Raw genomic sequence first — 15,685 nt, 5'->3', positions numbered from 1 at the left:
TGTTGCTATTGTTGTGGTTTCTTTAAATTTAAAGTACAATTCTTAAAGATGTCATAATTCATTAAAACGATGAATCGCTAAAAGTGACAGTGTGTCGGTGACAAAATAGGGGGTAAAAAAATAAGCCTATAAAATCTGAATTTTATAGGCTTATCAATTATTAATAAGGACTTTTTTATTTTTTTTCGGCCAAGCCACGTGTTAACCAACCTCTTCTACTGGCTGTTGCAATAGCGTAAGGAGTAATCCAGAATAAGGCAAATGTAAAAACAATACTATATGTATATGCCCAGATTGCTTCTTTTAACTCGTAACGGTAACCAAAGAATAGCGCTGAAAATGATGAAAAAACTAAGATACTTAATAGCGTAGACCCTAAAAATAATAACGGATGTGCTATTACAAAGAATAGCATAAATATTACAAATGGGTAACTCATAATAATGCCTGAAGCCTGACTAATAAATAATAGACGCGTACCCCATTTTTTTCCTTCTCTAAAATTAGTAAAGACATACTTTGCCATTGAAATATTTTCTCTTACATTACTTCGTCCCCATCTAATAAACATTTTATACAGTCCTAAATACTCTTCAGGTACGTTGGTATAAGCAACAGCATCTTTTTGAAATAATACGTGTTTACCTTGTTTTAAAATCATATTAGTCATAGCACGATCTTCCCCAATATCAGAAGGTTGGCCCATAAATGTCTGATTGATCCACTCAGTTAAGCAACCAAATACCGCTGTTCTTCTATATGCTGCTAATGCTCCTGGTGTACACAACACTGAATTTAGGTTACTTTCTGCCGAACGCACAAATTCAAAACTCATAACGAAACTTACATCCAACATTTTAGGAAGCATTTCTTTCTTGTTGTTTAACACTCTAATGTTTCCTGCAACGGCACCACATTGTTCATCTTTAGCAAAAGGACTCACTAAGTTTCTAATGGTATCTTCGGTTACAATAGAATCACTATCTACGGTAACAAAAACATCTCCGTTTCCAACATTAAAACCTCTGTATAATGCATGACGTTTTCCTTTATTTTTTGGTTGTTGAAATATTGATAAACGTTCGCCTAATTTATCTTTCGCATCTAACATCCAATCCCAAGTATCATCTACACTACCATCATCAATTGATAATATTTGCATTTTATCTCTTGGGTAATTGCTCTCGGCTAAACTCATTAGTGTATCCCATACTTGTTTCCCTTCATTATAAGCTGGTACAATTACTGTAATTGTAGGTAAATCTTTATCTCCAACTGATGCTACAGGTTTGTATTTGAAATAATTGTATGCTGTATATATAAAAAAGAATGCTTTATAGATAAATAAGCCAAATGCTATTGACATGAATGCATATCCAAGTGTTGTACTTCTACGGTCTGCGTTAAACTTTTCAAAATCATTGAAAAACACATAAAAGAAATAGATACCAATACTTATAAGTAAGAACGTACTGAATAAAACTATTCTATTATGGAAATTATGCGTTTTAGGGGTGCTATTGAGAAATCTATTGGTGAACTTTTTAGTTCTCGATGTATTTGTTGAAGCGGTTTCTTTCGGTTTCATAAATTTAGTTCTATTAGGATTAATTGACATAAGATGTACGTGGAGTATTACCTTTTAGACTGAATTTAATTTTTATTTAACATACTGTAAACTGTTTTTGAAATCCTTTCATCTGTTTTTTTTAGAAGTTAATACCTCTCTTTTCTAGTGTTTTAAGTTGTTTTTTAAGACAAAAATAAACCCTAAATGGAAGTTCCATTTAGGGTTATTATATTAACAATTAAAATAAGAATTAATCTTCTTTCTTGTTTTCTCTTGGTTTGCGATCATCACGTCTGTTATCACGTCCACGATTATCTCTTCCTCTGTTATCACGTCCACCACGATCATTGTTCTCTCTTGGTGGTCTTGCTACATAACCTTCTGGTTTTGGAAGCAATGCTTTACGAGACACTTTCTCTTTGCGTGTTCTTGGATCTTGTCCAAAATACTTCACATCAAAAACATCTCCCATGTTTACAACGTCAGTTACGTTTTCGGTACGTTCCCAAGCTAATTCAGATACGTGTAATAATACTTCGTTTCCTGGTGCTTCCATATATTCAACAACAGCACCAAAATCTAACATTTTGATTACTTTTACTTCGTATACGCTACCTACTTTTGGCTTAAATAAAATAGCATCAATTTTAGCCATTACCGCATCAATACCTTTTTTACCAACCCCTAAAATTTCAACAATACCTTCTTCAGTTACTGGATCTTCGTTAATAACGATCGTTGTCTCAGTTTCTTTTTGCATTTCCTGAATCACTTTTCCACCAGGTCCGATTAAGGCTCCGATAAATTCGTTAGGAACACGTCTTGTAATCATTGTAGGAGCATGTTCTTTTACTTCCGTATTTGGTGTTGCAATTGTATCTGTAATTTTACCTAAGATATGTAAACGACCAGCACGCGCTTGTTGTAAAGCATTTACAAGAATTTCGTAAGACAGTCCTTTTACTTTAATATCCATTTGACAAGCCGTAATACCATCTGCAGTACCTGTAACTTTAAAATCCATATCTCCTAAATGATCTTCATCACCTAAAATATCAGATAATACAGCATATTTTCCAGAATCGGCATCAGAAATTAATCCCATTGCGATACCAGAAACCGGTTTTGTCATTTTTACACCAGCATCCATAAGTGCCATTGTACCAGAACAAACGGTTGCCATAGAAGAAGAACCATTAGATTCTAATACTTCAGAAACCACACGTACTGTATAAGGACAGTCTGCAGGAATCATTCCTTTTAATGCACGTTGTGCTAAGTTACCATGCCCCACTTCTCTACGAGACGTTCCGCGGATTGGTCTTGCTTCACCTGTACAAAAAGGAGGGAAGTTATAGTGTAAATAGAAACGCTCTTCACCTTCTTGCGATGGCATATCGATTTGATTAGCATCTCTAGAAGTTCCTAAAGTTACTGTCGCTAAAGCTTGAGTTTCTCCACGTGTAAAGATTGCAGAACCATGTGTAGATGGTAAGTAATCTACTTCACACCAAATTGGTCTAATCTCGTCAGTCTTACGACCATCTAAACGTAAACCTTCGTCTAAAGTTAAATCTCTAATCGCTGCTTTTTCCGCTTTGCGGTAATAATCAGAAATTAATCCACCATAATCTGCCGTTTCTTCTTCAGAGAATGTTGCTTTAATGTCTTCTTTTATTTGTTGAAAAGCTGCAGTTCTTTCATGTTTAGATGATCCTGCTTTTGCTATAGCATATACTTTATCGTATGCCATATCATGTACTTTCTTCTCTAAATCTTTGTCTTCTCTTTCTGGTTGGTATTCACGTGTTGCTTTCTTTCCAAATGCTTCTGCTAATTTAACTTGAGCTGCACATTGTACTTTAATCGCTTCGTGCGCAAACTTAATTGCATCCGCCATTTCTTCTTCAGAAATTTCATCCATTTCACCTTCTACCATCATTACTGAATCTGCAGAAGCCCCAATCATCATATCGATGTCAGACTCTTCTAATTGCGCCAATGTTGGGTTGATGATGAATTCTCCATTGATACGACCAACTCTAGCTTCAGAGATTGCACATTCAAAAGGGAAATCTGATAATTGAATTGCTGCAGAAGCTGCTAAACCTGCCATAGCATCTGGCATAACTTCAGGATCATGAGACATTAATTGAATCATTACCTGCGTTTCAGAATGGTAATCTTTTGGGAATAATGGACGTAAAACTCTGTCTACTAGACGCATTGTTAATACTTCTCCATCACTAGGTCTTGCTTCTCTTTTAAAGAAACCTCCTGGATAACGCCCTGCAGCAGCAAATTTTTCTCTGTAATCTACTGTTAAGGGTAAGAAGTCCACATCTTTTTGCTCGTAATTGGAAACAACTGTACATAATAACATACATTTTCCTGACTGAACAACAACAGAACCATGTGCCTGCTTTGCTAATTTTCCGGTTTCGATAGAAATTTCTCTACCATCACCAAGGTCTATGACCTCTCTAAAAACTTTTGGAATCATAAATTTTTTAATTCTAATTAAACAATGGTCGTTGTGTTGTTGTGTCGTTGTTGTCGTTGTTGACCAATGAAAAACCGCGAATCCTAAAATCATTTTAGGATTTTTCTGCTATTTTTTTACGATTGTTTTACTCTTACGTTTGAGTTATATAAAAAACAAAAGGCCACGCTAAATGCGTGGCCTTTATATTTAGATTATTTTCTTAATCCTAATTCTTTAACTATCGCACGATATCTTAAGACATCTTTCTTAGTTAAGTAATCTAATAAGCTTCTTCTCTTACCTACTAACATTACTAAAGAACGTTCCGTATTGTAATCTTTACGGTTTTTCTTTAAGTGTTGTGTTAAGTGCTCTATTCTATGTGTGAATAATGCAATCTGTCCTTCTGCCGAACCTGTGTTCTTTGCGTTACCACCATGTTTGGTGAATAATTCTTCTTTTGCTTTTTGATCTAAATACATGCTAATATTATTGTAAATGATTTTTATGTACACGAAAGTTTTTCTTTCGAGCTGCAAATATACTACTTTTTTGTGATTTGAGATTTTTTTTACAACTTTTTGAACTCCTTAAGATGCTCTTAAAATTATAAATTAGATATCGAAATGTTTTGTTTTTAATTCTTATTAAAACAATAAGACTTAAGGTGTTACAGCTTTTTAATTTTTTTAGTTGTTATCGTATTGGTAAAGATCACCTAACAAGTTATATAATGCAGAAATCAAAAAGAGCCTCTCAATATTTATTTTGAGAGGCTCTCTTTTATGTTCTTATTGTATCTACGAAGCCCGTACAGCTTGATTTTTAATTAAATCGATGTACAAGTTAACTTGTTTTTTTAATTCTCTACGATGGGTTATAAAATCTAAGAATCCATGCTCTAGTAAAAATTCTGAAGTTTGAAAACCTTCAGGTAACTCTTTACCAGTAGTATCTCTTACAATTCTTGGACCAGCAAAACCTATTAATGCACCTGGTTCTGCGATGTTAATATCACCTAACATTGCAAAAGATGCGGTGGTACCCCCTGTGGTAGGGTCGGTACATAGAGAAATGTATGGAATACTGGCATCTGCTAATTGTGCTAATTTTACAGATGTTTTTGCTAATTGCATTAAAGAAAGTGCAGCTTCCATCATTCTGGCTCCTCCAGATTTACTAATAATCATTAAAGGTGTTTTGTTTTTTAAAGCATAATCAGCTGCTCTAGCAATTTTTTCACCTACAACACTTCCCATTGATCCTCCAATAAAAGCGAAGTCCATACATGCAATAACTAAATCTTCACCATTAGATTTACCAACAGCTGTACGCACCGCGTCTTTAAGATTTGTTTTTGCTTGAGCTGCTTTTAAACGGTCTGGGTATTTTTTTGTGTCTTCGAACTTCAGCGGATCTTTAGATGTTAAATTAGCATCTAGCTCTGTGTATTTATTGTCGTCAAACAGAATTTGAAAATATTCGTTACTTCCAATTCTAACATGATAGCCATCTTCTGGACTGACATAAAAATTTTGTTCTAATTCTTTAGTATCTATAATTTTTCCTGTTGGGGATTTGTACCAAAGGCCCTTAGGTGTATCTTTCTTTTCTTCTGTAGAGGTATGAATACCTTTATCTTTTCTTTTAAACCAAGCCATATAAATTTACGATTTTTTAATCCTAAGACCATGCTTAGGACAGGTTTATGATTTTAGGTTTTTATTAATCCTTAATCACTAATTTAATTGAGTCGTTCGTTACTCAACCAAGTGTACAAAATTACTATTTTATTAAACATAACTCAAAAATAGAGGTATGTATCTCTAAAAAGGTGAAATTTACAGCAATAAAAACCCATTAAAACTCTGATTATAAGTTTTAACGGGTTTTTAAAAAGTATTATGATTTTGCTAACTAAAGTGTGTTCACATTGTTTAAATCTTCGAAAGCTTTTTTCAATCTAGCAACAAAAGCGTCCTCTCCTTTACGTAACCAAACACGTGGATCGTAATATTTTTTGTTAGGCACATCGTCTCCTTCAGGGTTACCGATTTGCGTTTGTAAAAAGTCTTTGTTGTCTTGTATGTAATCTCTAACACCAGTTAAAAATGCATATTGCATATCGGTATCAATATTCATTTTGATAACTCCGTAACCAATTGCTTCTTTAATTTCTTCTGTCGTAGAACCTGATCCACCGTGGAAAACAAAATCAATATGGTTGTGTGGTAAGTTGTGTTTTTTAGATAAAAAGTCTTGAGAGTTTCTTAAGATTTTTGGTGTTAATTTAACGTTTCCAGGTTTGTAAACTCCGTGCACATTCCCAAAAGCAGCTGCAATCGTAAATTGATCACTCACTTTACTTAACTCTTCGTAAGCGTAAGCTACCTCTTCTGGTTGTGTGTATAATTTAGAATCATCTACATCAGAATTATCTACACCATCTTCTTCACCACCTGTAATCCCTAATTCAATTTCTAATGTCATACCCATTTTGCTCATGCGCTCAAGATATTTTTTACAAGTAGCAATATTTTCTTCAATTGGTTCTTCAGATAAATCAATCATATGAGAACTGTATAAAGGCTTCCCTGTTTCTTTAAAAAACTGTTCACTAGCCTCTAGTAAACCGTCGATCCAAGGTAATAATTTTTTAGCACAATGATCGGTGTGTAAAATTACTGGTACCCCATAAGCTTCTGCCATAAGGTGAATGTGCTTAGCACCCGCTACAGAACCTGCAATAGCTGCCTTTTGACCTTCATTACTTAAGCTTTTTCCAGCATTAAATTGTGCACCTCCGTTAGAGAATTGAATAATAACAGGTGCATTTAATGATTTCGCTGTTTCTAATACAGCGTTAATTGTGTTAGAACCCGTAACATTTACAGCAGGTAAAGCATACCCTTTTTCTTTAGCGTGGTTGAAAATATTTTGAACTTCTTTTCCTGTAGCAACGCCAGGTTTGATATTATGACTCATAATTATTGAATTGATAATTTATGTTACCAAAAGTACATAATTTTTGATAATTTATAGTGTCTAATTCGTTATAAAATACCGAAAACGTTGTAGTCAATTTTTGATTACTACTTTGGAAATTAAACGTATAGCATTTATGAGGCTGTTTTTGTTTTTTTAATCTTAACGTCTAAATTTGACGTATGAGATAATGACTGTATGCTGTGCTTATTATTTTAAAAGGGGTAGTTTATCCCTATATTATAGACAGCATTTCCAAAATTGTAATCTCTAAACCAACGGTTACCAATCTCTTGGGCCGGATCGTGGGTTTTAAAGCCAACATCAAAGCGCAACACAAAAAAGTCAAAATCGTAGCGGATACCCAAACCAGAACCGATGGCGATATCCTTAAGAGCACTTAAGTTATTTAATGTTGCTGCTTCTTCAGTAACATTATCTAGAACGTTCCAAATATTACCTGCATCTACGAATATAGCCCCTTGAAACCCGCCAAATAAACTAAAGCGCTGCTCTGCGCTTAAATGCAATTTAAAATTGGCCTCGTTAAATTCGTTTGTAGAAGAAGAGCTCCCTGGCCCTAAGTTGTAAGCCGTCCAAGCTCTATTATCATTCGGTCCACCAGCAAAGAAACTTTCTGCAAAAGGAATACTATTAGAGTTTCCATAAGGAATAGCAATACCAACGTAGCTGCGGAAGGCAAACACATTTTTCCGACCTAAATCTACGTATTTAATATAATCAATTTCCGTTTTAATATATTGCGAAAAGGCGACTCCGAATATTTCGTAATTATCATCATCATTTTTAGATAACCCAGCAATATTAGAAATGTTAGACATTAAGTTTCCTGCCAGTTCAATACGCCATTTAAAAATTGAAAAGTCGTTGTCAAATATGTTTTTTCTCCTGTCTTTTTTATAGTCAAAACTAGTAGAAAAAATAAGGTTGTTTTCTGTCAGTCGTTCTTTTCGTTCTTCGATATTATTTACATTTACGTAATCATCATCACTTGCTGTTAGTGTTGTGTTTCCTGTTAAAACATCAGAAATAAAAATATCAGCAGGTTCATATTGGTTGGCTAAAGAACTGTCTGATAATGTGCCGTCATCCTCTATATAATCAATATCTCTAGCTATTGCATTTAATCTCCCAAATGAATTTTGGTAAACTCCAAAATAATTGTTGGTATTCAGGTTTTTAACAAAATTAATATTAAATAATTCTAATGTATTTGTTACCGTATTAGAAGGAAACCAATTGTAACTAAAGATCCCTGAGATAGACTGTTTGTCCAATCCTATGTTTTGTTGGCTTGTAGCAGAAAGGTTTATGGCTGTGTTTGGCGACATGTATTTAGGGATGATCTTTTCAGTTTTAAAAGGGCTAAATAGTCTCGGGATTGTTAAACGGATATTACCACCAAATTCGTTGATATCAAAAAAGGACGTGGAGTTCGCACTTCTGCTTTTAGAAGCTCCGATAGCGGCTATTCCTGTTATTTCTAGAGTTTCGGCACCTCTAAATACATTTCTTATTTTTAAACCAGAACTAAGTGAGAACCCAATAGATTGAATGTTACTTTGATTGATATCTGAGTCAAAACTTAAGCCGTATTTCTTTTTAGGTTCTAGAAATATATTAGCGGTTAGCGTAGAATCGTCTTCGTTTTCTACAAAATCAATATTAGGATACCTAAACATGTTGAGATCATTTAGGTAACGTGCTGTTCTACTTCTGGCTAAATCGCTATAAGTTTGCCCTTTATTAATAAACACCGCATCTGTTAATGCTTTGGGTCTAAAGCGTAATTTTTCTTTACTATAAAGGTTAATGCCTTTAAAAGTGACGCTATCTGAGATGCTGTTAAATCGGTTTTCAAAATTATCGTCCGTAAAAATATTAACTTCTTTTATTTTATAAATTTTAAAGGGCTTGGTGGTTGTAGAGTCGTCTCCTCTAATTATGCGGTCTCCTATAATTAGGTCTGTATGTACCTTGTGGTTTGTGTTAATCGTGTCCATTTCAAAACGGACATTATCTTGTGCAAAATAATAGAAACCAGCATTTCGCAAATACGTATTTATTCGTTCGCGCTCGTTTTCATAGTTTTGTTCGTCAAATTGTTCTCCTTTTTTTAGTAAAGTCCCAGTACTAAATTTAGCATACATCGAGTCTATTGCGGGGCTACTAATTATAGGGATTAGCGCATCTAATATGTAAGGCTCACTTCTGTTAACTTTGTAAGTTACTTTTGCAAATTTATTACTGTCTTTTTCAACTTCGTAAGTCACATCATTATTAAACCAACCTTTACTGTAATAATATTTTTTTAAATTCTTTGTGGTTTTTATGGCTTTTTCTTCATCAAAAATAACTGGAGCTTCCCCCGTTTTTTTTAACCAAGCATTAAAATCGCGTCGGTTTTTTAATGTTTTATCAAATTGCTTTTTAGAAAGTAAAGCGACTCTTCTTTTTACTTTGGTAGAATCACTTAAAATATTAGCATTTAAAATAGAATCAATATTAGGCCTTGCAAGATTGTAGATGTGAAGTTTTAACGGAAAGCCCATAAACTTTCTCATACCAGAATTGGTTTTTTGAGCAATGATATTATTGATACGTTCATTAGTAACGTGCACACTATCTTCTAAAATGGTGTTGCTCACAATAAGGTGCTGACCGTCTTTAACACGTTTTACAACACTACACGAGCTCAGTGCCAATATACAGAATAGCCATAGCGTATTGCGGCGCAAAGTTTTAAAATTGGTAAATGTTATTAAAGGGATCTTGTGCAAATCTAAAAAGGGATATATTATTTAAATAACGTTTATAAAACAAAAATAATACCATTTCCCTATAAGAAAATAGTATTGTCACTCTATTTTGGAAACGCTATTAAAGTAAAAAAGGTTTACTTTGTATTTGTAAGTGCTTCGTCTAACAAATGTAAAGACATTTTAATGTTATCAAAGAATCAAATAAAGTTAATTAAGAGTTTAAGTCAAAAAAAAGGCCGACAACAAAACCGTTTATTTATAGTTGAAGGTATAAAAGGGATTTCAGAATTTCTTAAATCGGACTATACGTTGAAACATCTCTATACCACTCAATCTCTCTTTGAAGCTCCACAACGCTTAATTTCTGAAATATCGGAAGCTGATTTAAAAAAAATTACAGCCCTTAAAAACCCAAACACGGCTTTAGCGATCTTTGAAATTCCAGAACAGATTTCGGCTCAAGAAAAAGGTTTAATTGTCGCCTTAGATGATGTTAGAGATCCTGGGAACTTGGGTACTATCATTAGGCTTTGTGATTGGTATGGTATTAAAAATTTAATCTGTAGTTATAACACCGTAGATTGTTATAACAGTAAAGTCGTGCAGGCCACAATGGGATCGTTAACACGCGTTAATGTGCAATATGTAGATTTGCCTAACTATTTAGGTTCTTGTAAAACAGACGTGTTTGGGACGTTTTTAAACGGAGAAAACATATACACTACAACCTTGCCGACCGAAGGTCTTATTGTTTTAGGGAATGAAGCCAATGGTATTTCTGAAGCTATTGAAGCTAAAGTTGGTCGAAAAATAACCATACCTCAGTTCGGAACTGTAAAGGCTACTGAAAGTTTAAATGTAGCCAATGCTACAGCAATTCTATTAAGCGAATTTCGTAGACGGACTATTGAAAAGTAAAATTGATAAACACACCTCTTGTTTCCATTTTTGCAACATTACCAGTCCAAGGGCTGTTGGGGTCCACATCTCGAATAATTTCATCATTCATTGAGAAAATACCACGAATAGAAGGAGTGAATTTAAAATATTCGAGATACAGGTCAATTCCGAAACCAATTTCGTAGAAATATGTGTTTTTCTTCATTCTAAATTCTCCAGAACTATTATCGTTAGGATTGTCTTGATTACTAGATAAGTTTAAAGCTGTAGAAAAACCACCCACAATAAATGGTTTAAAATTATTGATACGTTTGGTCGATACTTTTAATAAAAGCGGTATATGAACGTATGTCGATTTTACTTCTCTTAATAAATCCGAATCGTTAAATTCGGTACCCTGAAAATAACTTTCGTCATAGATAAGGTTTCTAGAGGTAAAGAATACACCAGGCTCTAATCTAAGATTCATAAAGTCATTAATCCGCAGATCTCCAACAAGGCCTAAGTGAAACCCAGAAGATTCATCGACAAGAATATCTTTTAAGTCTTGGTTATAATCAAAATTGAAATCATATTGATTGAAGCCAAGGAAATACCCCCATGTTAAAGTTTTTTGGTCAATATTATTAACAGAATTTGTCACTTTTTCTTTAGTGAAAAGTTGAGCAGACGAACTTTGAAATGCGAATAAAAATGCTAAAAGGACAAGGGCTTGCTTCATATTATGCTTTAGATGCTGAGTAAATTGTAGCTACGCCCATGGTTTGCGGACGGTCTACGACATTAATAAACCCAATTTTTCTTAAAATATTGTTCAAAGCTTCTCCATAAGGGAAAAGTGAAGCAGATTCACTAAGGTAACTGTAGGCTACTTTATCTTTAGAAAAGATTTTTCCTATGGTTGGCATAATCAATTTTGTGTGAAAACGATACCCAGCTTTATACAACGGATTTGTTGGAACAGACGTTTCTAGAATTACAAAAATACCATTTGGCTTTAGCACTCTTAAAATTTCAGCTAATCCTTTTTCTAGGTGTTCAAAATTTCTAACACCAAAAGCAACCGTAATCGCATCAAAAGTATGATCTTCAAAAGGTAAATCTTCAGAATCACCAATTACCATCGAGATTATACCCTCTAAATTTTTAGACGCTATTTTTTTACGGCCGACTTCTAACATACCATCGCTGATATCTAAACCAATAATTTCTTCAGCACTTGTAGCCGTTAAGCTAATGGCTAAATCACCAGTTCCGGTCGCTATATCTAAAATGTTTTTGGGATTTGTATCGGCGACTAAATCTACAACTTTATTTCTCCACTTAATATCTATTCCGAACGAAATTACACGGTTTAACCCATCATATTCCTTAGAGATTGTATCAAACATTTTGGTGACCTGTACTTTTTTAGATTGATCACTGTTCTTATATGGATTTACTTTTTCAGCCATAAAAATTTTTGGCAAATATACTAAAGAAGTTATAAGTACTTAAAGTTGTTAATCATTAAAGTTTAAAAAAAGCCGATCTCTTAACTTTAATAGTTTATTACTTCTTAATCGTAAAGCATAAACCCTCTTGATCTTATGAATTAATATAAGACTAATCCCTATTAATATTTGAGGCGTTTTAGAACTCGTAACTTAATAAGTATATTTGCATACTTACTCTAAAGCAATACAATGAAACGCGTCTGTTTAAAATTTTATTAATCAAAGCATTGATTAGTTAAAAACAGCGTGTCATCTTTTAAAAACAATAAATGTAAACGCATGAAAATTATAATTGCAGGTGCAGGTGAAGTTGGGTTTCATTTAGCTAAACTTTTATCTTACGAGTCACAAGAAATTACTTTAATTGATACTAAAAAAGACAGTTTAGGGTATGCCGGCGAGCACTTGGATATTAGAACTATAAAAGGGGATACCACATCCATTTCAATTCTAAAAGATGCGCGTATCGATACAGCAGCACTTTTTATCGCTGTAACATCGTCTGAAACTACAAATATTACCGCTTGTGTATTAGCTAAGCAATTAGGAGCCAAACGTACCATTGCACGTATTTCAAACACCGAGTTTATAGAAAATAAAGAAACTGTAGGCTTCTCTAAATTTGGAATCGATGAACTTATTTCGCCAGAATCTTTAGCGGCATCTGAAATAGAATTATTATTAAACCAATATGGCTTTAATGATACTTATGAATTTGAAGGAGGAGAATTAACAATGCTAGGTTTGCGTTTGTCTAGAACGGCAACCTTTGTCGATAAATCGGTTAAAGAAGCTGCAGAGATTTATCCCGAACTTAATTTTATTCCTATTGCCATTCAACGGTTGGGAACGCAATATACCATCATTCCTCGTGGTGATACTATTTTTAAAGAAGGTGATAAAGTAGTTTTTGTAACTTCTAAAGGCGGAGATGATGAGTTGTTTAAATTATCTGGAAAAGTTAAGGTTACCATTAAAAATGTTATGATTCTTGGGGGGAGTCAAATCGGTTACAAAACAGCTCAAGATTTATGTTCAAGCAAGTTTAATGTGAAGCTTGTTGAGAATAGACGAGGTAAAGCAGAAGAATTAGCAGATGATATACCAAATGCTTTAGTGATTTGTGGTGATGGTAGAAATGTAGATATTTTAGATGAAGAAAATATCTCAGATATGGATGCTTTTATAGCCGTTACAGGAAACTCTGAAACCAATATTATGTCTTGTCTTTTAGCCAAATCAAAAGGGGTTAAGAAAACGATTGCTTTGGTAGAAAATATGGATTATTATCAATTATCTCAGTCCATAGGAATAGATACTTTAATTAATAAAAAATTATTAGCAGCAAATAATATTTTTAGATATATAAGAAAGGGGGAAGTGGTTGCGATGACCAAATTGACCAACATGAACGCCGAACTCTTAGAATTTGTTGTTAAACCGAAATCTAAGATAACCAATAAGGTTATTAAAAATGTGAAGTTTCCTAAATCTGCTATCATTGGAGGTGTTATTAGAGATGGTAAAGGCTCTATTCCGTTAGGGAGTTTTAGCATTCAGGCCGGAGATCGTGTCGTAGTGTGTTGTTTACCACGGTCTATTTCAGAAGTTGAACGGTTTTTCTCTTAATACATATTATGTCTCGAATAAAACTCAATTATAAAATTATTTTTCACTTTTTTGGACTGCTCTTGTTGTTCAATGGAGGCTTTATGCTAACCGCAACATTAATCAGTCTTATTTATAAAGATGGGGTTACTTTAGAGTTGTTTCTAGCGGGGCTTGCCACCGTTTTAATTGGGGTTTTAGCGATGTATAGAACAAAAGACCACCGCAAGGAAATGAATAAGCGTGAAGGCTACATTGTTGTTGCTTTTGGGTGGATTGTAATGTCACTAACCGGAACGCTACCTTATATTGCTACTGGAGCAATACCTTCTTTTACCGATGCTTTTTTTGAAACCATGTCTGGCTATACCACAACAGGGGCCAGTATTTTGAATGATATAGAAATTATACCCGAAGGCGTTTTATTCTGGAGAAGTATGACGCATTGGATTGGTGGTATGGGGATTATCGTTTTAGCGATTGCGATATTACCTCTGTTAGGTGTTGGAGGTATGCAATTATTTACAGCAGAGGCGCCTGGGCCAAGTGCGGATAAATTACACCCAAGAATCACAGATACCGCAAAGCGCTTGTGGCTTATTTATGTAGGATATACGGTTGTTGAAACATTATTGTTACAACTTGCAGGGATGTCATTTTTTGATGCCATTAATCATGCTTTAAGTACATTGTCTACAGGTGGTTTTTCAACTAAAAATGCAAGTGTGGCGTATTGGAATGATAATCCTGCAATACAATACATCATTATTTTCTTTATGTTTTTAGCGGGTACTAATTTTGTGTTAAGCTATTATCTGTTTAAAGGAAAAGTTTCTAAAATTTTATATGATGAAGAATTTAGACTCTATTCTCAATTCATCATTATATTCACTATAATAGCCTCTGTTCTTATCTATTTTAAAGCAGATTTATCCTTATCATCTATAGCACATCCGATGGTTTGGGGTGAAGCAGAAAGTGCTTTGAGACATGCTTTGTTTCAAGTGTTAAGTGTTATTACCACTACAGGTTTTGTGAGTGCAGATTACACGATGTGGACTCCCTTTTTAACCGTTTTTTTCTTTGGGATGATGTTTTTAGGAGGCTCTGCAGGAAGTACCTCTGGTGGAGTGAAAGTAATGCGTCAATTGATTTTGATTAAAAATAGTTTTTTAGAATTTAAACGAACTTTGCATCCCAATGCTATAATTCCTGTCCGTTATAACGGTAAGTCAGTATCAAAAGATATTGTATTTAATGTTTTAGGGTTCTTTATCCTTTATATGTTGTCTTTTATTGTTGGTGCATTAGTGTTTTCTATGTTTGATATGGATTTTGCATCTGCAATCGGTCTATCAGCATCTAGTTTAGGAAATGTAGGTCCTGCATTAGGTGATTTTGGTCCTGTGAATAATTATGCTGCTTTACCAGCTTTAGGTAAATGGTGGGCTTCATTTTTAATGCTTATTGGTCGTTTAGAATTATTTACGGTTCTGATATTGTTAACTCCTTTCTTCTGGAGAAATCGGTAAATAGTGTGCTTTATGGTTGTCAATGAACCCAAATTATTAACGGCAACCATTGTAATAGGGTGTTCTGTTTTACTTGTTTTTAAACGACTTAAAATAGCATCCGTTAATTTTACTCTTTAAAACAAATTGGTTTGGTTCTTTTTACTCGTATAATAATGAAAGAACAAAAATAATTTTTAATATAACCTGAATTGTTTTTAGACCTCGCTAGTCTATAATTCTACTGGTTTTTCTCCTTTTTTTTAGTGTCTTCAATTTCTGTGTTTTCCTTCTCAACCTGTAACATTTTAAATCATCTTGCGTCCTATTTGTGTGATTAATCCTAT

Annotated in this window: 11 protein-coding genes; 3 read left to right on the top strand and 8 right to left on the bottom strand. The window is 33.9% G+C overall.

Translation table 11 applies throughout. The features are described 5' to 3' along the window. Window positions 1-175 precede the first annotated feature (175 nt). From HM985_RS01440 to tamL, 6 genes are all read right to left on the bottom strand, one after another. On the bottom strand, window positions 176-1,588 hold the full coding sequence (locus HM985_RS01440) for a glycosyltransferase (protein ID WP_179374522.1): 1,413 nt from the start codon (window positions 1,586-1,588) through the stop codon (window positions 176-178). 232 nt (window positions 1,589-1,820) lie between these two features. Next, window positions 1,821-4,073 (bottom strand): polyribonucleotide nucleotidyltransferase, encoded by a 2,253-nt coding sequence (locus HM985_RS01435; protein WP_179374939.1) that lies wholly within the window; start codon window positions 4,071-4,073, stop codon window positions 1,821-1,823. 194 nt (window positions 4,074-4,267) lie between these two features. After that, the gene (rpsO, locus tag HM985_RS01430) at window positions 4,268-4,537 is read right to left on the bottom strand and encodes a 30S ribosomal protein S15 (protein ID WP_020895709.1); all 270 of its coding nucleotides are present in this window, start codon (window positions 4,535-4,537) and stop codon (window positions 4,268-4,270) included. Window positions 4,538-4,855: 318 nt separating this feature from the next. Further along, entirely contained in the window at window positions 4,856-5,716 is an 861-nt protein-coding gene (gene accD / locus HM985_RS01425; RefSeq protein ID WP_179374521.1) for an acetyl-CoA carboxylase, carboxyltransferase subunit beta, read from the bottom strand. A 256-nt stretch (window positions 5,717-5,972) separates the two neighbouring features. Beyond that, a complete protein-coding gene (fbaA, locus tag HM985_RS01420) occupies window positions 5,973-7,040 on the bottom strand; it encodes a class II fructose-bisphosphate aldolase (RefSeq protein WP_179374520.1) in 1,068 nt (355 codons plus the stop codon). A 215-nt stretch (window positions 7,041-7,255) separates the two neighbouring features. Continuing rightward, window positions 7,256-9,799 carry a translocation and assembly module lipoprotein TamL gene (gene tamL, locus HM985_RS01415; RefSeq protein WP_246284893.1) on the bottom strand — a complete coding sequence of 848 codons (2,544 nt, stop codon included), beginning with the start codon at window positions 9,797-9,799 and terminating at the stop codon, window positions 7,256-7,258. A gap of 207 nt (window positions 9,800-10,006) precedes the next feature. On the opposite strand from tamL, the gene HM985_RS01410 reads away from it, so the two are divergent. Beyond that, window positions 10,007-10,741, top strand: a complete 735-nt coding sequence (locus tag HM985_RS01410) for a TrmH family RNA methyltransferase (RefSeq protein WP_179374937.1) — start codon at window positions 10,007-10,009, stop codon at window positions 10,739-10,741. Here the strand turns inward: HM985_RS01410 and porT are convergent. Together porT and ubiE are read right to left on the bottom strand one after the other, a co-directional pair. Continuing rightward, the gene (gene porT, locus HM985_RS01405; RefSeq protein ID WP_179374519.1) at window positions 10,728-11,444 is read right to left on the bottom strand and encodes a type IX secretion/gliding motility protein PorT/SprT; all 717 of its coding nucleotides are present in this window, start codon (window positions 11,442-11,444) and stop codon (window positions 10,728-10,730) included. The two genes, HM985_RS01410 and porT, sit on opposite strands and share 14 nt — an antisense overlap. Window position 11,445: 1 nt before the next feature. Beyond that, window positions 11,446-12,177, bottom strand: coding sequence for a bifunctional demethylmenaquinone methyltransferase/2-methoxy-6-polyprenyl-1,4-benzoquinol methylase UbiE (ubiE, locus tag HM985_RS01400; RefSeq protein WP_179374518.1), 732 nt, complete (start codon window positions 12,175-12,177; stop codon window positions 11,446-11,448). 321 nt (window positions 12,178-12,498) lie between these two features. On the opposite strand from ubiE, the gene trkA reads away from it, so the two are divergent. Beyond that, on the top strand, window positions 12,499-13,848 hold the full coding sequence (gene trkA, locus HM985_RS01395) for a Trk system potassium transporter TrkA (RefSeq protein WP_179374517.1): 1,350 nt from the start codon (window positions 12,499-12,501) through the stop codon (window positions 13,846-13,848). 8 nt (window positions 13,849-13,856) lie between these two features. Next, complete coding sequence (locus HM985_RS01390; RefSeq protein ID WP_179374516.1) at window positions 13,857-15,359, top strand: TrkH family potassium uptake protein; 1,503 nt, start codon at window positions 13,857-13,859, stop codon at window positions 15,357-15,359. Window positions 15,360-15,685: the final 326 nt, after the last annotated feature.

Origin of the sequence: Winogradskyella wichelsiae (assembly GCF_013403925.1) — a bacterium.
Taxonomy (GTDB): Bacteria; Bacteroidota; Bacteroidia; order Flavobacteriales; family Flavobacteriaceae; genus Winogradskyella; species Winogradskyella wichelsiae.
The sequence above is the reverse complement of the archived record's forward strand: the minus strand, read 5'-3'. Positions and strand labels throughout refer to the sequence as shown.

What these genes read in the sequence shown, in the direction of transcription:
- accD (WP_179374521.1), bottom strand. Translation starts at nt 5,716, where the DNA reads ATGGCTTGGTTTAAAAGAAAAGATAAAGGTATTCATACCTCTACAGAA.
- HM985_RS01435 (WP_179374939.1), bottom strand. Translation starts at nt 4,073, where the DNA reads ATGATTCCAAAAGTTTTTAGAGAGGTCATAGACCTTGGTGATGGTAGA.
- ubiE (WP_179374518.1), bottom strand. Translation starts at nt 12,177, where the DNA reads ATGGCTGAAAAAGTAAATCCATATAAGAACAGTGATCAATCTAAAAAA.
- HM985_RS01410 (WP_179374937.1), top strand. Translation starts at nt 10,007, where the DNA reads ATGTTATCAAAGAATCAAATAAAGTTAATTAAGAGTTTAAGTCAAAAA.
- trkA (WP_179374517.1), top strand. Translation starts at nt 12,499, where the DNA reads ATGAAAATTATAATTGCAGGTGCAGGTGAAGTTGGGTTTCATTTAGCT.
- rpsO (WP_020895709.1), bottom strand. Translation starts at nt 4,537, where the DNA reads ATGTATTTAGATCAAAAAGCAAAAGAAGAATTATTCACCAAACATGGT.
- porT (WP_179374519.1), bottom strand. Translation starts at nt 11,444, where the DNA reads ATGAAGCAAGCCCTTGTCCTTTTAGCATTTTTATTCGCATTTCAAAGT.
- fbaA (WP_179374520.1), bottom strand. Translation starts at nt 7,040, where the DNA reads ATGAGTCATAATATCAAACCTGGCGTTGCTACAGGAAAAGAAGTTCAA.
- HM985_RS01390 (WP_179374516.1), top strand. Translation starts at nt 13,857, where the DNA reads ATGTCTCGAATAAAACTCAATTATAAAATTATTTTTCACTTTTTTGGA.
- HM985_RS01440 (WP_179374522.1), bottom strand. Translation starts at nt 1,588, where the DNA reads ATGAAACCGAAAGAAACCGCTTCAACAAATACATCGAGAACTAAAAAG.